The organism is Rhodanobacter sp. TND4EL1 (assembly GCF_054061035.1).
This window is the reverse complement of record NZ_JBSSDT010000002.1, coordinates 367,566-386,358: the sequence shown is the minus strand read 5'-3', so window position 1 is coordinate 386,358 and position 18,793 is coordinate 367,566. Positions and strand designations below refer to the sequence as shown.

At 65.8% G+C, this 18,793-nt stretch carries 13 protein-coding genes; 5 read left to right on the top strand and 8 right to left on the bottom strand.

Annotation, left to right across the window (positions count from 1 at the left end; genetic code table 11):
- Nucleotides 1-37 precede the first annotated feature (37 nt).
- From ACVWWQ_RS08330 to xerD, 4 genes are all read right to left on the bottom strand, one after another.
- Nucleotides 38-781 (bottom strand): hypothetical protein, encoded by a 744-nt coding sequence (locus ACVWWQ_RS08330; protein WP_133948163.1) that lies wholly within the window; start codon nucleotides 779-781, stop codon nucleotides 38-40.
- 29 nt (nucleotides 782-810) lie between these two features.
- Nucleotides 811-4,677, bottom strand: a complete 3,867-nt coding sequence (purL, locus tag ACVWWQ_RS08325) for a phosphoribosylformylglycinamidine synthase (protein ID WP_133948165.1) — start codon at nucleotides 4,675-4,677, stop codon at nucleotides 811-813.
- Nucleotides 4,678-4,777: 100 nt separating this feature from the next.
- On the bottom strand, nucleotides 4,778-5,554 hold the full coding sequence (locus ACVWWQ_RS08320; protein ID WP_208321592.1) for a DsbC family protein: 777 nt from the start codon (nucleotides 5,552-5,554) through the stop codon (nucleotides 4,778-4,780).
- Nucleotides 5,555-5,687: 133 nt separating this feature from the next.
- Nucleotides 5,688-6,605: a site-specific tyrosine recombinase XerD gene (gene xerD / locus ACVWWQ_RS08315; protein ID WP_133948169.1), complete on the bottom strand. Its 918-nt coding sequence runs from the start codon at nucleotides 6,603-6,605 to the stop codon at nucleotides 5,688-5,690.
- Between the two features lie 49 nt (nucleotides 6,606-6,654).
- Between xerD and ACVWWQ_RS08310 the strand changes: the two genes are divergently transcribed.
- The 3 genes from ACVWWQ_RS08310 (at nucleotide 6,655) to ACVWWQ_RS08300 (ending at nucleotide 9,320) form a co-directional block, all read left to right on the top strand.
- Nucleotides 6,655-7,158 carry an RDD family protein gene (locus ACVWWQ_RS08310; protein WP_133949315.1) on the top strand — a complete coding sequence of 168 codons (504 nt, stop codon included), beginning with the start codon at nucleotides 6,655-6,657 and terminating at the stop codon, nucleotides 7,156-7,158.
- 51 nt (nucleotides 7,159-7,209) lie between these two features.
- Nucleotides 7,210-7,986, top strand: a complete 777-nt coding sequence (locus tag ACVWWQ_RS08305; RefSeq protein ID WP_133948171.1) for a methyltransferase domain-containing protein — start codon at nucleotides 7,210-7,212, stop codon at nucleotides 7,984-7,986.
- Between the two features lie 80 nt (nucleotides 7,987-8,066).
- Nucleotides 8,067-9,320 (top strand): polyhydroxyalkanoate depolymerase, encoded by a 1,254-nt coding sequence (locus tag ACVWWQ_RS08300; RefSeq protein ID WP_133948173.1) that lies wholly within the window; start codon nucleotides 8,067-8,069, stop codon nucleotides 9,318-9,320.
- 163 nt (nucleotides 9,321-9,483) lie between these two features.
- Here the strand turns inward: ACVWWQ_RS08300 and ltaE are convergent, their stop codons facing one another.
- The 3 genes from ltaE to lptF form a co-directional block, all read right to left on the bottom strand.
- Nucleotides 9,484-10,503 (bottom strand): low-specificity L-threonine aldolase, encoded by a 1,020-nt coding sequence (gene ltaE / locus ACVWWQ_RS08295; RefSeq protein WP_133948175.1) that lies wholly within the window; start codon nucleotides 10,501-10,503, stop codon nucleotides 9,484-9,486.
- Between the two features lie 371 nt (nucleotides 10,504-10,874).
- The gene (gene lptG / locus ACVWWQ_RS08290) at nucleotides 10,875-11,975 is read right to left on the bottom strand and encodes an LPS export ABC transporter permease LptG (RefSeq protein ID WP_133948177.1); all 1,101 of its coding nucleotides are present in this window, start codon (nucleotides 11,973-11,975) and stop codon (nucleotides 10,875-10,877) included.
- The gene (gene lptF, locus ACVWWQ_RS08285; protein ID WP_099652662.1) at nucleotides 11,972-13,087 is read right to left on the bottom strand and encodes an LPS export ABC transporter permease LptF; all 1,116 of its coding nucleotides are present in this window, start codon (nucleotides 13,085-13,087) and stop codon (nucleotides 11,972-11,974) included. Before lptF ends, lptG begins: the two co-directional genes overlap by 4 nt.
- Before the next feature lie 98 nt (nucleotides 13,088-13,185).
- Here lptF and ACVWWQ_RS08280 point away from each other — a divergent pair, with 98 nt between their 5' ends.
- Both ACVWWQ_RS08280 and ACVWWQ_RS08275 read left to right on the top strand, forming a co-directional pair.
- Nucleotides 13,186-14,670 carry a leucyl aminopeptidase gene (locus tag ACVWWQ_RS08280; protein WP_133948179.1) on the top strand — a complete coding sequence of 495 codons (1,485 nt, stop codon included), beginning with the start codon at nucleotides 13,186-13,188 and terminating at the stop codon, nucleotides 14,668-14,670.
- Nucleotides 14,671-14,746: 76 nt separating this feature from the next.
- Complete coding sequence (locus ACVWWQ_RS08275; protein WP_099652664.1) at nucleotides 14,747-15,169, top strand: DNA polymerase III subunit chi; 423 nt, start codon at nucleotides 14,747-14,749, stop codon at nucleotides 15,167-15,169.
- Nucleotide 15,170: 1 nt separating this feature from the next.
- Here the strand turns inward: ACVWWQ_RS08275 and ACVWWQ_RS08270 are convergent, their stop codons facing one another.
- A complete protein-coding gene (locus tag ACVWWQ_RS08270; protein ID WP_133948181.1) occupies nucleotides 15,171-18,740 on the bottom strand; it encodes a two-component regulator propeller domain-containing protein in 3,570 nt (1,189 codons plus the stop codon).
- Nucleotides 18,741-18,793: the final 53 nt, after the last annotated feature.

Genomic DNA, 18,793 nt, shown 5'->3' with positions numbered 1-18,793 from the left:
CGTAAAACCTCACGCATCAAAGTGCCGAGGGCATCGGTCACCCGGGCAAATCGGCTTCCTCGTCATCCTCGCCGAGCGCTGCCGGCAAGGCCAGCGGCAGCGTGTCGTCTCCGCGGCTCAACCATGGCTGCTCGCCGTCCCAGCCAACCATTTGCCAGCGACGCAAGCGGTGTCGCCGACCGCGCTGGCGATCCCACAACAGCAGCGTGCGGCCGTCGCTCAGGCGAGCCACCAGCCAGCGACCCGAGGGGCTGAAAGCCACGGCATCGTCTACGCCCTCCAGGGATTCTCCCGTGGCAAATCTGCAGACACCCTCGACGCAGCTGATGTGCCCACCCAGCGGATCAAGCAGCTCGTCGTTCACGCGCTGCCATTGCACGGGTTGCAACTCGATGATGCGCGCTGGGGCCAGTGCCAACTCCGGCCACTCCGGCGTGGGTGCACCAGCGGGCGCGCGGCGCAGCTCTCGGTCAAGCCATGCTTCGAGGCCGGCCAGCAGGGTATATCCGGCAAGCGCGCCGAGCAGGGCTGCGCCCCAGGCGAAGGCGTCACCCCCCAGACTCCGTTGCAATGCGAACAACATGCCGGGCAAGCCCCAGCGCAACGCGCGGCGAATCAACCCGGCATGCGCCGTGGTCAGACGTTCCTCCAGCAACCAGGCCAACGCCGCGAGCGCCAGCAACAGGGGCAGCCCAAGCCACCACGGCAGCACTGCCAGCAAGACCATCCAGAGCGGGCCCGGCAGCACGTCGCGCCACGCGGACCCGCGACGCCGAGTCATGACTCAGCGCTCCGCGGGCCGTGATGGATTCAGCCGCACCACACGCGGGCGTTGCGGAACATGCGCATCCACGGTGAGTCCTCGCCCCAGCTTTCCGGATGCCAACTCAGCTGGGCCGTGCGGAACACCCGCTCGGGGTGCGGCATCATGATCGTCACGCGACCATCGGCGGCAGTGAAACCGGCCAGGCCTCCGGGCGAGCCATTGGTATTGAGCGGGAAGCTCTCGGTCGGTCGGCCGCGATTGTCGACAAAGCGCACTGCGCCGTTCGACTTCGACGGGCTGCACACCTGCGGAAAGCTGACCCGGCCTTCGCCATGCGCCACCGCCACCGGAATCCGCGAGCCGGCCATGCCCTTGAAGAACAGGCTTGGCGTGTCGAGGATTTCCAGCGTGACCAGCCGCGACTCGTATTGCTCGGACGCGTTGCGCAGGAACTTCGGCCAGTGCTGGGCGCCGGGAATGATCTCTTTCAGTTGCGAGAGCATCTGGCAACCATTGCACACGCCGAGCGCGAACTTCGCCGGATCGGCGAAGAACGCCGCGAATTGCTCGCGCAGCATCGGGTTGTAGAGAATCGAGGTGGCCCAGCCGCGGCCGGCACCGAGCACGTCGCCATACGAGAATCCGCCGCACGCCGCGAAGCCGCGAAAGTCGGCGAGCTTCACCCGGCCGCTGGCCAGATCCGACATGTGCACGTCGACCGCATCGAAACCGGCACGGGTGAATGCCGCCGACATTTCCACCTGGCCATTGACGCCCTGCTCGCGCAGGATCGCGATGCGCGGACGTTCGCCGCCGGCGATGAGTGCTGCCGCCACATCCTGGGCCGGGTCGAAGCTCAGCTTCGGACTGATGCCCGGATCGGCATCGTCCATCCGCCATTCCAGCTCGGCGTCGGCGCTCTGCGGGTTGTCGCGCTGGCGCTGCATCGCATGACTGGTTTCATTCCACGCCTTGAACAGCGTGCTCCAGTTCCACTTGAACACGGTCTCGTCGCCGAGGAACAGCTTGATGCCCAGCTTTTCCTTGGGTCGACCGATCCGACAGCTGATGCCGGCCAGGCCGTACTTCACCAGCAAGGCCTCGAAGGACTCGCGATTGGCCTCGACCACCTGCACCACCGCGCCAAGTTCCTCGTTGAAAAGCGCCCGCAGCGTGGCCTCGGCCCAGCCGTCCAGATGGATTTCCAGACCGCAATGCCCGGCGAAGGCCATCTCCATCAGGGTCGTGATGACGCCGCCGTCGGAACGGTCGTGATACGCCAGCAGCAAGCCGGCGGCGTTCGCTTCCTGGATCAGGTCGAACAGTGCCTTGAGTCGTTTCGGATCATCCAGATCCGGCGGCACGCCACCGGAACGGTTGAACACCTGGGTCAGGCAGGAGCCACCGAGCCGGTCGCGGCCGGCGCCAAGGTCGATCAGCCACAGGTCCGAATGACCATGATCGAGCCTGAGCTGCGGCGTCAGCGTGCGCCGCACATCGGTGACGCGGGCAAAGCCGGTGATCACCAGCGACACCGGCGACACCGTGCGCTGGTCCATTTCGCCGTCATGCCACACCGTCTGCATCGACAGCGAGTCCTTGCCGACCGGGATGGAAATATCCAGCGCCGGACACAACTCCATGCCCACCGCCTTGACCGCATCGAACAACGCGGCGTCTTCGCCGGGGTGATTCACCGCCGCCATCCAGTTCGCCGACAGGCGGATCTCGCCGAGGTTGGCGATCGGTGCGGCGGCGAGATTGGTGATGGCCTCACCCACGGCCAGGCGCGCGGCATCGGCGCTGCTCAGCAAGGCCACCGGCGCACGCTCGGCCATCGCCATCGCCTCACCGGCATAGCCGTCGAAGTCACTGATGGTCACCGCGCAATCGGACACCGGCACCTGCCACGGACCGACCATCGGGTCACGATGGTTCAACCCGCCGACGGTACGATCGCCGATGGTGATCAGGAAACTCTTGCTGCCGACGGTGGGCAGGCGCAGCACGCGCATCAGCGCCTCGTCCAGACCCACGCCGGAAAGATCCGGCACCAGGTCGACGCGCGGCTTGACCCGCTTCGCGTCGCGATGCATCCGCGGCGGCTTGCCGAACAGCACGTCCATCGGCAGGTCGATCACGGTCAGTTCGCGACGCGGATCGGTCAGCACCAGCTGACGCTCGGCCGTGGCGTCACCCACCACCGCGTACGGGCAACGTTCGCGCTGGCACATCGCCTCGAAGTCGGCGAGGTCTTCCGGCGCAATGGCGAGTACGTAACGTTCCTGCGATTCGTTGCTCCATACCTGCATCGGTGACAGCGAGGGGTCGTCGCAAGGGATCTTCGACAGGTCGATCACACCACCGACGCTGGCGTCGTTGAGCAATTCGGGAATGGCATTGGAAAGACCACCGGCGCCCACGTCGTGCACGCTGACGATCGGGTTATGGTCACCGCGCGCGCAGCAGGCGTCGATCACTTCCTGGCAGCGCCGCTCCATCTCGGCGTTGTCGCGCTGCACCGAGGCAAAATCCAGTTCCGCACTGGACGCACCGCCGGCGACCGACGAGGCAGCGCCGCCACCCAAGCCGATCAGCATCGCCGGACCACCCAGCACGATCACCTTGTTGCCCGGCTGCACCGGCCGCTTCAGCACGTGGTCGGGGCGCAGGTTGGCCAGGCCGCCGGCCAGCATGATCGGCTTGTCGTAACCACGACGAAAACCCGGCTGGCCGGGCAATTCGGTTTCGTAGCTGCGGAAATAGCCGCCCAGACAGGGACGCCCGAATTCGTTGTTGAACGCCGCCGCGCCCAGCGGACCATCACGCATGATCTCGAACGCGCTGGCCATGCGCGGCGGCAGCGGGCGCTGCACCTCCCACGGCTGCGGATGACCGGGAATACGCAAGTCGGACACCGAGAAGCCGGTAAGTCCGGCCTTGGGCTTGCCGCCGCGACCGGTGGCACCCTCGTCGCGAATCTCGCCGCCGGCGCCGGTGGCCGCGCCCGGCCACGGCGCGATCGCAGTGGGGTGGTTGTGCGTCTCGACCTTGATCGCGAAATCGATGCGTTCGGGATGGCCGAGCCACACGCGGTCGGCCGGGTCAGCGAAGAAGCGTCGACCCTCGCTGCCCTCGATCACGGCCGCGTTATCCGAATAGGCGGACAGGGTATGCGCGGGGGACTGCTGGTGGGTGTGCTTGATCATGCCGAACAGGCTCTTGTCCTGTTCCTCACCATCCACTGTCCAGCTGGCGTTGAACACCTTGTGCCGGCAATGCTCGGAGTTGGCCTGGGCGAACATGAAGAGTTCGGCATCGGTGGGATCGCGACCGAGTTCGGCATAACGATCGACCAGATAGTCGATCTCGTCGTCGGCCAGGGCCAGGCCCAGCCGCGCGTTCGCCTCGGCCAGCGCGGCCTGCGGCTCGGCGCCGAGCGCAACGTGCACCAGATCGCCCGGCGAACCGGCCAAAAACAGACCCTGTGCCTGATCAATGCCGGTCAGCACCGACTGCGTCATCGCATCGTGCAGCACGGCCATGATCGCGGCGTGGTCCGGCGCGTCCGTGTCGGGCAGCCCGGCGACCCGCCAGGCCAGCCCGCGCTCGACCCGGCGGACATCGAAACCGGCACCATGGACGATGTCGGTCGCCTTGCTCGACCACGGCGAAATCGTGCCCAGCCGCGGCACCACCCACAGCGTGGCCGGCTCCGGCGGGGCATCCTTCGCCTCCAGCACGGCCAACAGCCGTTCGCGCAGCTCGCCTTGGGGCGCGGCTTCGGCGTCAATGAAATAGACAAACCACGACGCCTGCACGCGCACCCCGTGATGCAAGGCATCGAGGTGGGCATTGAGGCGTTCGAGGCGGAACGGCGAGAGGGCGCTCTGCCCGTCGAGTGCGATCATGCGGGGAACGGCGCTATTCGAGGGAAACGCCTATTCTAACCCATGCTGCAATACGGCATGACCCTCCCTGCCGGAAGGGGACAGGCCGGCGGTTGCGGCCTCAGCCGCCCTGCTTGAGCGCCTGCAGCAGCTGTTCGGGCGTCACGTAACCGCCCAGGGTGCGGCCATCCGGGCCGTAAATGGCCGGCGTGCCGCTGACGCCAAGCTTCACGCCCAGGTTGAACTGATCCTTGACCGGGTTGGCGCAGGTCAGCGGCGCCGGCACCTTCCCCTCTTTCGCCGAGGTGAAGGCCGCCTTGCGGTCTTTCGCGCACCACACCGACACCATTTCGGTGTAGGTCGGCGTGGGTCGGCCGGCCGTGGTCACCAGCCCTTCGCGCGGCCAGGCCAGGTATTCCACCGCGATGCCTTCCTTGTTGAAGTCCGCGATGTGTTCGTGCAGCGCACGGCAGAAGCCGCAGTTGACGTCGGTGAAAACGCTGATCGTGTATTTCGGGTTGGCCGGTGCGTAGACGATCCGATCGGACGCCGGCACCTTGGCCAACTCGGCCTTGCGGAAACGCGCCCAGGCGTCGTCGCTGGCGTTCTGCTTGCGAGCCAGGTCAATCAGGTCGCCATGCATCATGTACTTGCCGTCGGTGCTGATGTACAGCATCTGGCCCGAGGCGATGACCTGGTAGAAACCCGGCATCGGCGCCGGCTCGATCACGTCCACGCGGATGTTCGGTGCGAGCTTGGAAATAGCCTGCTGAACCATCGCACGCGCGGCCGGCGTCACGGTGGCGGTGGCGGTGGCGGGCGGTGCGGCATCGTTCTGCACGGCGCACGCACTCAGCGACAAGCCGCCCAGGCCAAGGGCCAGTATCAGACTCTTCAACATCAGCAACCTCATTCACGTCGGTCCGTCGCGAGGGCCGACGGGATCGCCCATTCTGGCACAACGGCCTGAACGTCCCATGCGGCAAGAGGGCGCGCTCAAGCGATTTGTGGCGCGCATCACGGGCTACCCATCACCCCCGCGGATGATGCTGCGCATGCAGCCGCTTCAGCCCCTCTTTCGCCACCAGCGTGTAGATCTGTGTGGTACTGAGCGAGCTGTGGCCGAGCAGCATCTGCAGCGCGCGCAGGTCGGCGCCGTGATTGAGCAGGTGGGTGGCGAAGGAATGGCGCAGCACGTGCGGCGAGATGCGTTTGGGGTTGATGCCGATGCGCAGCGCGTAGCGTTTCACCAGGGTCCAGAACATCTGACGGGTCATGCCCTCGCCGCGCTGGCTGAGGAACAGCGCCGGCGGCTGTCGACCCTTGGCCAACGTGGGGCGGGCGTCGGTGAGATAGGCGGCAATATGCGTGAGCGCTTCCTCGCCGACCGGCACCAGCCGATCCTTGCCGCCCTTGCCGGTGACGCGAAGCACCCCTTGCCGCGCATTCAGTGCGGCCAGCGGCAGCTCGACCAGCTCGGATACGCGCAAGCCGGAGGCATACATCAGTTCCAGCATGGCGCGGTCGCGCAGACCCAGCGCAGTGGTGGTGTCCGGCGCGACCAGCAGGCTTTCGATCTCCCGTTCGGCCAGCGCCTTGGGCAGGCTGCGCGGCAGCTTGGGCCGCTCGATCAGCAACGTGGGGTCGACCCGGCTCGGCTCGTCGCGTACCAGGAAGGCGTAGTAACGGCGGAACGCCGACTGTCGCCGAGCCAGTGATCGCACGGCCACCGCCTGGCTGCCGTGATAGGTGGAGATATCCTCGCGTCGCGCCGTGGCGAGGTCTCGGCCGCGAGTGCCCAGCCAGGCGGCGAGTGATTCCAGGTCACGCCGGTAGGCTTCCAGCGTGCGCTCGGCCAGTCCGTCTTCCGACCACACCCGCTCGATGAACGCGGCGATGCTCCGGCGGTCGGCTTCGGCGATACTGTCGCGAACTTTTTCCTTTTCCATGCGCACGATGCTGGCCATTGCGCGCGCACGACGCAAGCGACCGGACACGATGCCCGCAGATTTCACCGTTACCGACACCCCCTGTCCGCTGTGGCGCCGACTGCTGGCGCTGGTCTATGACCTGCTGATCGTCGTGGCGATCGTGATGGTGGTCGGACTGTTGTGCCAACTGGCCACCGGCGGCCGGTTGATCACCACCGGCGCAAAAACCATCGTGCCGATCTGGTACCAGTTGCTGCAGGGCCTGGTGATAGCGGCCTATTTCATCAGTTCCTGGCGCCGTGGCGGACAGACCGTCGGCATGCGCCCGTGGCACATACGGGTCACCCGCGACGACGGTGGCCCGGTGACCTTGCAGCAGAGCCTGATCCGCCTGCTGGTAGCCGGCGCGCCGATGGTGTTGCTGCTGCTGGCGCCGACCTTCGGCCTGCGCATCACCTTGTGGACGCTGCTGGTGGTGTGGGCGGGCTGGTTTGCCGTGGCGCTGCTGGATCGACGTCGCCGCGCGGTGCACGATCTGGCCGCCGGCACCGAGGTGCGCAGGCTGGACTGAACCGTATCCGGCTTCACGCCGCACTCAGCACGCCAAGGATCCAATCCCCGTATGAGCCGACCCCAAGCCGACACCCAGCGCAGCGACGCCGAGCTGATCCGTCTCAATCGCGGCTTCTACGAATCGCTGTGGTCGGATGCCCGGTTGATCGGGCCGGAAAGGTTCAACACCTGGCCGTTGTCGAGCGCGTTGGCCAGCGGCGCAGCGCGCCGGCTGGAGGTGGCCCCGGGTCTGCGCCCGCGACTGCCGCTGAGCGGGACCTGCTTTGTCGATCTGAGCCACGCCGCCCTGCGCCGGCTGCAAGCTGGCGGTGGCAACGCGGTGCACGGCATGATCGGCAACCTGCCCTGCGCCGACGCCAGCTTTGACCTGGTCTGCGCGCTCGACATCCTGGAGCATGTGGCCGATGACGACGGCGCACTGGCCGAACTGGCACGCGTCGCCGCGCCCGGTGCCAGCGTGCTGCTGTCGGTGCCGCTGCACCCGGAAGCATGGACTGCCTTTGACGAGTTCGTGGGGCATTACCGACGCTACGAACCGGCGCAGATCATCGCGCGGCTGGAACGACACGGATTCATCCTTGAACAGAGCGCCGTCTATGGCATGCAACCCGGTTCCTCGCGCCTGCTCGCCCTCGGCCAGTGGTATCTGACCCATCAGCGCGAGCGCGCCATGTGGTGGTACAACCGGGTCTTCATGCCGCTCGGCCTGCGCTTCCAGAAGCCGCTGCAATGGCGGGCCGGGCTGGGCGATACGCACGGGGTCGATGAAGTGCTGCTGCGCTGCACTTATCGACCCATGGCGGCGCCAAGTCACTGTTTGGATTGAAAGCCGCGGTTGCGGCGTCGCAACACAAAGCGGGAAAACGACGCTAAGATGGTCCTTTCGCCCCAGGCAATCCTCCCTTGATGCTCTATCAGATCCATGAGTGGCAACGCGCGTTCCTCGGCCCGCTGAGCTACTTCGCGCAAGCCAGCGCCGACATGCTCAACGACACCAGCAGTCCGTTCGCCAATGTACCGGGCGCGCAGCGGATGGCCGCCGGTTACGAGCTGATGCATCGGCTGGGCAAGGATTACGAGAAACCCGAATTCGGCATCCACACTGCCACCGCACATGATCACGAAATTGCGGTGATCGAGCGGGTGGCGCTGGCCAAGCCGTTCTGCCAGCTGAAGCGCTTCAAGCGCTTCAGCGACGATCCGTCCACCATCGAGAAGATGAAGAAGGATCCGGTCGTGCTGGTGGTGGCGCCGTTGTCCGGCCATCACGCCACCTTGTTGCGCGATACCGTGCGCACCCTGCTGCGCGATCACAAGGTGTACATCACCGACTGGGTCGACGCGCGCATGGTGCCGGCGTCCGAAGGCAGCTTCGGACTGGACGATTACGTCGCCTACGTGGAGGACTTCATCCGCCACATCGGCGCCGCCAGTCTTCACGTGATCTCGGTATGCCAGCCGACCGTGCCGGTGCTGGCCGCCGTCTCGCTGATGGCCGCACGCGGTGAGGAAACCCCCCGCAGCCTGACCATGATGGGTGGTCCGATCGACCCCCGGCGCAGCCCCACCAGCGTCGACAACCTGGCGACGCAACGGCCGCTGTCGTGGTTCAAGGGCAACGTGATCCACACCGTGCCGCCGAATTATCCCGGTCGCGGACGCGAGGTCTATCCAGGCTTCCTGCAGCACGCCGGCTTCATCGCGATGAACCCGAGCCGCCACATGACGTCGCACTGGGATTTTTACCAAGACCTGTTGCGCGGCGACCAGGACGACGCCCAATCGCACCGCAAGTTCTACGACGAATACAACGCCGTGCTCGACATGCCGGCGACGTTCTATCTCGACACCATCGAAAAGGTCTTCCAGCAATTCCTGCTGCCGCGCGGCGTGTGGGATGTGGCCGGCGAACGCGTCGACCCGTCGGCGATCAAGCGCAGCGCCCTGCTCACCATTGAAGGCGAGCTGGACGACATCTCCGGCCTGGGCCAGACCGAAGCGGCGCACGACCTGTGCAGCAGCATCCCGGCGAAGCGCCGCGCGCACAAGGTGATCGAGGGCGCCGGCCACTACGGCATCTTCAGCGGCCGCCGCTGGCGCGAGACGGTGTATCCGCAGGTGCGGGATTTCATCCGCCAGTTTGATCAAGCGGCGAAGTAACGCTGGCGGGTAATCCGTTGCGCGGCGCGTTTCGTTGCTTTTCGAGCAAGAGCCTTCGTCCTCCTTCGGAGAGCCAGGAGGACAAAAGCTCTTGCGCCGAAAGCTCTTTGCTTGGGAGGAAGCGAAAATGTTGCGCGCAGTGGCTCGACGAGAGCGCAAACAATCAATGCCGCGCGAAGAACTCGCGGAACGCGGTCGCCGTGCGCTCGATGCCGTCGTCGTCGATATCCAGATGCGTCACCAGCCGCAGCGTGGGAAGGTAGCCGATGCTGATGCGGATGCCGGCCTCGCGCAGATGGACGTCCAGATCGCGCAGACGTTCGGCCGGCACGTCGATGAAGACCATGTTGGTGTACTGGCCAAGCAGGTCGATGCCGGCGATCTCACGCAGGCGACCGGCAAGGTACTCGGCACGATGATGATCCTGCGCCAGCCGTGCCACGTGGTGATCCAGTGCGTGCAGGCCCGCCGCAGCAAGGATGCCGGCCTGGCGCCATCCGCCGCCAGCGACCTTGCGCCAGCGTCGCGCCTTGTCGATCAGCGCGTGCGAGCCCACCAGCACCGAACCCACCGGCGCACCCAGACCTTTCGACAGGCAGATCGAGACGGTGTCGAAGTGCCGGGTGATCTCGCGCGCTGGCACGCCGCACGCCGCGGCCGCGTTGAACAAACGTGCACCGTCCAGATGCAGGCCGAGGCCATGCGAGCGCGCCACGTCATGAGCGGCGACCAGATAGTCCAGCGGCAGCGCGCGGCCATGCCAGGTGTTTTCCAGCGCCAGCAGACGGGTACGTGCGAAATGCGGATCGACCGGCTTGATCGCCGCCTCGATGCGCGCCAACGGCAGCGAGCCGTCGTCGGCCTGCACGATCGGCTGCGGCTGGATCGAACCCAGCACGGCTGCGCCACCACCTTCGAACTTGTAGGTATGCGCATCCATGCCGACGAGGTACTCGTCGCCGCGTTCGCAATGGGCGAGCAAGGCCAGCAAATTGGATTGGGTGCCGCTGGGCACGAACAGACCCGCGTCAAAACCCAGTTCGTCGGCCAGGCGCTCCTGCAGCGCATTGACCGTGGGATCTTCGCCGTAAACGTCGTCGCCCATTTCGGCGCCAAGCATGGCTTCACGCATCGCGGCCGTCGGCCGGGTCACCGTATCGCTGCGCAGATCAACCCATTCCACGATGCACCCCTGCTGTCGGCAAAGCCGGCAGCTTGGCGCGATCTGCGTTCATCGGCAAGTTGGTCGTGCCCTTACAGCAATCGGTAATGCACCATTACCCAGCCCGCCGACGCGCTCAGCTGAATGCAGGCCAGAAACCAGAATCCGCAGGCATCCTTGTGCCACAAAGGCTTGGACATGACTCCCCCCCGAGAGTTGGTATGGCCGGAGCAGATGGCTCCCGCCCTGCGATGACGCCCGGCAAGCATCGCACCGCCGCGGTATCGATTCGATAGCGCAGGCTGTCGGATTGACGAGGCTGAGAACGCAGTCACATTGCCGATGGGCAACCGCTCACGCCCGAGCCCGTCGAGGGATTGCCGACGCGACGATCAAATGCGCCGGCGGAAGTACAGCCAGGCGACAAGCATCAGGATCAGGGCCGGCAACAAGTTGGCCAGCAGCGGTGGCATGCCGTACACGGTGCCGAAATTCACCATCGCCTGCTGCAGGAAATACCAGCCGAGCGCAAGCAGGATACCGATGAACATCCGTTTGCCGAGGCCGCCCGAACGCAGCGAGCCAAACGCGAACGGCATGGCGCAAAGCACCAGCACCAGCACGTTGAACGGATACAGCGCCCGCCCCCAGAACGCCACCGCATAGCTGCCGGCGCTCTGGCCGTTGCCTTCCAGATAATCCATGTTGCGGCGCAGATCGCGCATCGACAGGTATTGCGGCTGGATCACCGACTGCGCCAGCACCTGCGGATTCAGGCTGGACTTCCACGGCAGCACCGCTTCGGTGACGGCATGGGTGCCCGTGGCGTCCAGCGTGCTGATGCGCGCGTCGTGCAACATCCACTGCCGGCCATCGTGCTCGGCCGTCTTGGCCCAGATGAAACGGTGCAATTGTCCGTCCGCACTGAAAGTGAAGACGCGCACATCACTCAATTGCACGCTCGCCAGCCCATCTTGCCGCTTCAGCGAAGTACCGCGTGCGTTGATCACATCCTCGCCGTCGCGCGCCCACAATCCACTGCTGGTGGTCATGCCGAGGTTGCCGGACTTCATTCGCGCCTGCATCACCTGGGCCTGCTGGTCGCCCCACGGCGCCAGCGTCTCGCCCATGATCACCACGCCAACGATGAGCACCGCCACCACGCCGACCGCAGAGCCGGCGATGCGCAGCCGCGACATGCCTGCGGCGCGCAGCGCGGTGAGCTCACCCGTGCCGGCCAGACCACCCAGGCCGAGCAGGCCGCCGATCAGCGCGGCATTGCCAAACATCTCGTAGGCGCGACGCGGAAACGTCACCAGCACATAGGCCACCGCATTGCTCAGCGTATAGCCGTGCTTGCCGACGTTGCCGAGCTGGCGCAGCAACTGGGTCACCGCATCAAAGCCGGTCAGCACCAGCCACACCATCAGCATCGAGCCGAGCACGCTCATCGCGACCAGTCGATCCACCCGCTTGATGTTGAACACGCTCATGCGGCCACACCGGGTGACGTGGTCCGCGGCTTGCGCGGGGAATACTGCTTCCACAACATCCAGCCGCCCAAGGCGAGCACCAGCATGTGCAAGGCCCACAACGGCGCCTCGTTGTGCCAATGACCCTTGCCGATCTGGGCGCGCCCCAGTGCCAGCAGCGTGTAATACAGATAGAACGTGACCACAGCCAGCAACAGGCGACCGTATCGGGGCTCACGTGGACTCTGCCGGGCCAGCGGCAACGCCAGCAACAGCAGCACCAGGGTCAGCGGCGGCGCATTGGCACGCCAGGCGAACTCGGCCCGATCGGCCGGATCGTCGGACTGGAACAGCGCCGCACTGCTCTTGGAATGCGCGGGATCCTCGTCGTCGTCGGCCTGGACACTGGACAGCGAGGTGTCGTTGCGCTGGTACTGCATTTGACGCCAGTTGTTGGCGCCCAGTGGAATGTCGTATTGCCAGCCATCCTTGAACGCGATGAAGCGACCGTCGCCATTGCTTTCCTGATACAGCTCTCCGCTGGTCGCGCTGACCAGTTTCAGGTGTACGGGGCCATCCTTGCTCACGCTCTGGGTCGCCACGAAGGTGCGCCCCAGTTTGCTGCCGTCACGACTGAGGCTGTCGACAAAGATGATCCCTCCCTTGCCCGGCAATTCGGTGAAGCGCCCTGCATCGAGGCCAGCGGCAATGACCGACCGGTTCGCTGCGGCGACCATCGCATCGCTGGTGCGCACCGCCCACGGGCCCAGCCACAGCGAAACCAACGCCGTGATCGCCACCAGCACGGCGCCGAGAATCAGTACCGGTCGCAGCAGTCCGCGCGGCCCCATGCCCGATGACGACAGCACATGCATCTCGCTTTCGCGGTACATGCGGCCGAGGCCCAGCAGAATGCCGATGAAGCTGGCCAGCGGCATCATGTTGGTCAGGCCATCGAGCGTGCGCAGCCCCAGCACCTGGAACATCACGCTGGCCGGAAAGCTGCCATTGGCGACCTGCTGCAGGACCCGCGCGAACGCACTGCCGGCCACGATCACCAGCAGCACCACGACCGTGGCAGCCACGGTTTGCGCCAGCTCGCGCAGGAAATAGCGGTCGAGGATGCTCAGCATGCGATAAACTTGTCCGCTTGAACCGGCCCGGCACCATCGCCGGCAAACCGCAAGTCTAGCCTGTCCGGCCGCAGCCGGGCCCATGCAGGAACCATCCGATGACACTTCAGTTCAGCCTCGCCAGCATCGCCCCCGCCACCGTCGACAGTCCCTGCGTGCTGGTCGGCGTCTACGAACAGGGCGTGCTGACCAGCGCGGCTGCCCAGGTGGACACCGCCAGCGGCGGCGCCATCAAGCGTCAGGTGGAATCGGGTGACATCAGCGGCAAGGCCGGCTCGACCACGCTGCTGTTCGCACCCACGGGCGTCACCGCGCAGCGCGTGCTGGTCGTGGGTCTGGGCGCGCAGAAATCGTTCGACGCAGCGCGCTACCAGAAGGTGAATATCGAGGCGTCCCGTGCACTGGGTCGCCTGCCGTTGGCGAGCGCCGTTTCGTTCCTCGCCGAGGTCGAAGTACCCGGGCGCGACAACGCGTGGCGCGTGCGCATCGCGGCCCTGGCCAGCGACTATGCGGCCTATCGCTACACCGCCACTTTCAAGCCGCGCGACAAGAGCCGCCAGCCGGAACTGACCGCGCTCACCTTCGCTGCCAACTCCGACGCGCAGGGCGGCCTGGACCAGGCGCTGGCGATCGCCGAGGGCGTGCGTTTCGCCCGCGAGCTGGCCAACCTGCCGCCGAACATCTGCAATCCGGCGTACATCGCGAGCCAGGCGCAGGCGTTTGCCGACGCGCAGGACAAGGTCAGCTGCAAGGTGCTCGATGAAGTGGAGATGGAGAAGCTGGGCTTCGGCTCGCTGCTCGCCGTGGGCCGCGGCTCGGTCAACAAGCCGCGCCTGATCGCGCTGGAATACCACGGCGGCGACGCGGGCGACAAACCGTATGCCTTCGTCGGCAAGGGCGTCACCTTCGACTCCGGCGGCATCAGCCTCAAGCCGGGCGCCGGCATGGAGGAAATGAAGTTCGACATGGGCGGCGCCGCCGGCGTGCTTGGCGCGTTCGTGGCCGCGGTGAAGATGGGCGTGAAAGTGAATCTGGTGTGCGTGGTGCCCAGCGTCGAGAACATGCCCGACGGCGACAGCTATCGCCCCAGTGACGTGCTGACCAGCCTGTCCGGGCTGACCATCGAAGTGCTCAACACCGACGCCGAAGGCCGCCTGATCCTGTGCGACGCACTGACCTGGACGGCCCAGACCTACCAGCCGAAGGCACTGATCGACGCCGCCACGCTCACTGGCGCCTGCGTGGTCGCGCTGGGCAAGCACGCCACCGGCCTGATGAGCAAGCACGACGACCTCGCCGCGGAATTGCTGGCCGCAGGCGAAGAAACGCTTGACCGCGCCTGGCGCCTGCCGCTGTGGGACGATTACCAGACCCAGCTGGATTCGGGCTTTGCCGACGTCGCCAATATCGGCGGCAAGAGCGCCGGGGCCATTACCGCCGGCTGCTTCCTGTCCCGCTTCACCGACGGCCAGCGCTGGGCCCATCTGGACATCGCCGGCACCGCCTGGGATGAAGGCCGCAAGGGCCTGGCCACGGGCCGGCCGGTGGCCTTGCTGGCGCAGTGGCTGCTCAATCAGCAGTAAGCGATCAGGCATGGGAAACGAGTGGCTGCCGAGCGGCTACACTCGTTTCTCACGTCACTGACCTCACTCCCGACTCATGCCCCAAGCCGATTTCTATCTGATCGACAAGCCACGTTTTCGCGAGCAGCCATTGCTGCTGGCCTGCGAGCTGGCGAAAAAGGCGTTTGCCGCACAACAGCCCACGCTGATGCTTACCCGTGACTTTGCCGAAGCCGAAGCGCTGGACGACTTGCTGTGGGCGTTCGACGAAGACGCGATGATCCCGCACCAACTCGCGGGCGACGACGACGACGAGCACACCGCGGTGCTGATCGTGCCACCAGGCGTGGAAACGGCGGACCGGCCGCTGGTGATCAATTTGCGGGAAACCTGCCCGGCCGGGCGCTATCAGCGCGTGCTGGAAGTGGTGGCCGCGGATCCCGCCGCCCGCGACGGATCGCGCACGCGTTGGCGCGAATACCAGCGTCTTGGCTTCGAGGTGCGCAAGCACGACATGTAGTTCAGGCGGGAAGCGCTTCCTTGGCACTGGTTCGGATGATCACGCCTGCCAGCGCCGCAACCAGCTGTTCACCCGTGACCGGTTTGCGCAGGAAGCCATCCATGCCTGCCTCGCGTGCCCGTGCCTCGTCACCGCTGCCCGAGCGGGCGGTGACCGCCAGCATGGGCAGGTGCTGCCCGGCGTGCTCGCGTTGGCGGATCAGCCTGGCAATCTGGAAGCCGTCGACTCCCGGCAGGTCCAGGTCCAGCAGGACGGCATCGAAGGTGGCATTGGACACCTCGCCCAACGCAGCCAGTCCGTTGTCGACATGCTTGACCACGTGCCCCTCGCGCTCAAGCAAGGCGCAGATCACCGTCGCCACGATCGGGTCGTCCTCCACCAGCAGCAAGCGGTAATTGCGCTCCGTATCAATCTCGCGGATCGGGATGGCTGTTGGCTCGGCCAGCGGAATACGCACATGGAACGTGCTGCCACGTCCCAGACTCGACTCCAGCTCGATGCTTCCGCCCATCATGTCGGCCAGCTCGCGACAGATCGCCAGGCCCAGACCGCTGCCCACACGGCGCTGCGGACCTTCGGCCTGCTCGAATCGCTCGAACAAGCGCGCCTTGTTGGCCCCGGAAATACCCGGGCCGGTGTCACTGACGCTGCACAGCAAGCCACCTTCGATGCGCGTCGCACGCAGGACCACCTGGCCGTGCTCGGTGAACTTCAGTGCATTGTTGGCGAGGTTCAGCAGCACCTGCTTGATTCGCAGCGCGTCGCCTATCCATTGCGGCGGCAGGTCGTCCGCCATCTCCAGCACGAAGGGAACGCCCTTCGCGTGCGCCATGCCCTGCTCCAGCTGCGCCACTTCGCACAACAGTTGTCGCGGATCAAAGGGGGCGGGCTCCAGCTCCAGCCGGCCCGCCTCGATCCGGGCCAGGTCCAGTGCGTCATTGAGCAGCTTGAGCAGCATCCCGCCCGAGCGTTGCATGGCCTGCGTGTAATCGTGCTGCAGCGGGTTGAGCGAGGTGCTCAACAGCAATTCGGCCATGCCCATCACGCCCGTCATCGGTGTGCGAATCTCGTGACTCAGGGTGGCCAGGAACTGGCTCTTCGCCGCGCTGGCGGCTTCCGCCATCTGCCGCTGCTGCTCCACCATGGCCACATGGTGGCGACGTGCGAGTCGGCGACGCCAGATCCACAGGCCCAGCCAGATGCACAGCAACGCGATCAACGCATAGCCCAGCCAGGCCCACCAGCGCTGCCACGGTGGAGCAGGAACGTGAATCTGCAAGGGATGACGCAGGTGTACCCACTGGCCGTTTGCGCCGGCAGCCTGCACTTCCAGGGTGTAATCGCCCGGAGCCAGCCCGGTGAACTCGCGCTCGGCGTAGTTGCCGTTGTCGATCCAGGTGCTGTCGAAACCGCGCAGGCGAAACCGATAGCGATTGGCGACCGGGTCAATGTAGGAGAACAGGCGGGTCGCCACGTTCAGGCCGCGATCCCTCCAGCCCAGCTGGACGGACCGATCGCCCGATGGCAAGGGGTGCAACGTGCCGTCACGGCGGACACTGACCTGGGTGACTTCCAGCGGCGAAACCGTGGTGTCGTCACGTATGCGGTCGGGATTGAAGCCCACCACCCCGCCCAGCGTGGGTGCATACATGTTGCCATCGGGCATCGCGGCGTAGCCCCGCGAAAACTCACCGTTGGCCAGGCCGTTTTGCAAGCCGAACGAACGGAACCGGCCCGTATCCGGATCGAATCGCCACAAACCATCGTGGCCCAGCATCCAGACGCGTTGCAAGGCATCGACCTGCAGGTCGAGCACGTTGATCGATGGCCAGCCATGCGTGGAATCCACCGTGCGATCAAGCACCAGGGTGTCATCCCGGTAGTGGTAGTGCTCCAGTCCCTCGGGGCGCACCATCCAGATGCCGCCTTCGTCGAAGTCGAAGGCATTCACCGCACGATCGTTGCTTACCCCCGGGACGACTTCGAAGCGGTCACTCCGCGGGGACATGCGCAGCATTCCGCCATCGCTGGCGTACCAGAAAAGCCCTTCGTGCAGGGTCAGCTGACTACCCCACAACACGCGCTGGTTTGGTTGATCCATTCCGACCGGCGTTACCTTGAGTGTTTCCTGATCGACGCGAAACAGGCCCTCGCCGAAGGTGCGTGCATACATCCGCCCGTCCGGACCGGGCTCCACCTCCAACGGATTTCGCAGCCAGCGGCCTTGTGGATCGACCCGTTCCGGCGGCTGTCCCTGGGTATACCGATAAAGTGCGCCGCGGACGGCAATCCACAGACGCCCTTGCGGGTCCTGGGTCATGCCGAGCACATCGCCCTGCAGGCCGGAAAGCACATGCTCGACGTCGCCCGTATGCGGATCGAGCCGGTCGACCCGCCCGGCACGCTCACCCACCCAGATCCGCCCGTTGCGCCCGCGCGCCATGGCGGTGACGATGGAATCTCGCAGGCTGGCCGGATCATCCGGTATGTGGGTGAAGCGACTGGTGTCGTTCCAGCCCGGGGCCAGATAACCGACGCCACCGTCCAGCAGGGTCACCCACAATCCGCCTTCATGGTCGACCAGGATCGACCACACCCAGGTACCCGGCAGGTCGCCATGCAGTACCGGCTGATCGGTCACGGCCAGCATCGGGCCTGAAGGTTGCATCTGCACGAACAGGCCGCGTGCCGAGCCGACCCACAAACGTCCGCTGCGGTCACGAATGCTGGCGAAGATGTTTCCGCGCGGTGCACCCGCAGCCGAAAACCGATGCGCAACATCGTCCTTCCCGACCAGCCACAGTCCGTCGGCGCTTTCGACGCGAAGTTCTCCGGAATCACTTTCGATATGCCACGCATCAATCGGCAAATCGCTGTCTGCTCGTGAAATCCGGTGCATCCGCCCATCGACGTCCCGACGGAACAGACCGTACTTGCTGCCGATCCACAACTGGTGCTGATCGTCGATACAGAGCGCGGCAACCGCGCCGACGTCGGCCGGGTCAGGGCCGAGCAAGGTGTTGATGACATGCTCGAAGCCGCTTTTCCCCGGCACCATGTGGTCCAGTCCGCGCACCGTGCCCACCCACAGGCTGCCATCGTCATCGGCCGCCATCGACCAGACCTTGTCGCTGCTCAGGCTGGCGGGATCGTGCGGATCATTGCCCCAATGGGTGAAGCGCCCGGTGCCCGCATCCAGCCGATTGAGTCCGGCCTCCATCCCGGCCGCCCAGAGCGTGCCCTCGCGGTCAAACACGAGTGCCGAAATGCCGTTTTCGTAGAGTGAATCCGGGTCGTCCACGGCATGGCGAAAAACCTTGAACTCGACGCCGTCGTAACGGGCGATGCCGCCCTTCGTCCCGAACCACATGGCGCCATCGCGATCCTGCACCACCACGTAAACGCTACTGCTGGGCAAGCCGTCGCTGGTGGTGTACCGCCGGAACTGGGGAGTGGGCAGCAGGCTGGTCGCGGGTTGACTGACCGGCGGAGCCACGGGAGCCGATGAAGGCACGCCCGCGACTGCTGCGTTCAGACCCAGCGCAAAGGTCAGCAAGACCGCCGATAACATCCGATTTTCCCCTGTGGCTTCCGTTCCCGCCACGCCCTCCAGACAGGCCAGCG

Coding starts and splice junctions, on each gene's coding strand:
- xerD (WP_133948169.1), bottom strand. CDS start 6,605: ATGGAAAAGGAAAAAGTTCGCGACAGTATCGCCGAAGCCGACCGCCGG.
- ACVWWQ_RS08280 (WP_133948179.1), top strand. CDS start 13,186: ATGACACTTCAGTTCAGCCTCGCCAGCATCGCCCCCGCCACCGTCGAC.
- lptF (WP_099652662.1), bottom strand. CDS start 13,087: ATGCTGAGCATCCTCGACCGCTATTTCCTGCGCGAGCTGGCGCAAACC.
- ACVWWQ_RS08270 (WP_133948181.1), bottom strand. CDS start 18,740: ATGTTATCGGCGGTCTTGCTGACCTTTGCGCTGGGTCTGAACGCAGCA.
- ACVWWQ_RS08275 (WP_099652664.1), top strand. CDS start 14,747: ATGCCCCAAGCCGATTTCTATCTGATCGACAAGCCACGTTTTCGCGAG.
- ACVWWQ_RS08305 (WP_133948171.1), top strand. CDS start 7,210: ATGAGCCGACCCCAAGCCGACACCCAGCGCAGCGACGCCGAGCTGATC.
- purL (WP_133948165.1), bottom strand. CDS start 4,677: ATGATCGCACTCGACGGGCAGAGCGCCCTCTCGCCGTTCCGCCTCGAA.
- ACVWWQ_RS08300 (WP_133948173.1), top strand. CDS start 8,067: ATGCTCTATCAGATCCATGAGTGGCAACGCGCGTTCCTCGGCCCGCTG.
- lptG (WP_133948177.1), bottom strand. CDS start 11,975: ATGAGCGTGTTCAACATCAAGCGGGTGGATCGACTGGTCGCGATGAGC.
- ACVWWQ_RS08310 (WP_133949315.1), top strand. CDS start 6,655: ATGCCCGCAGATTTCACCGTTACCGACACCCCCTGTCCGCTGTGGCGC.
- ACVWWQ_RS08330 (WP_133948163.1), bottom strand. CDS start 781: ATGACTCGGCGTCGCGGGTCCGCGTGGCGCGACGTGCTGCCGGGCCCG.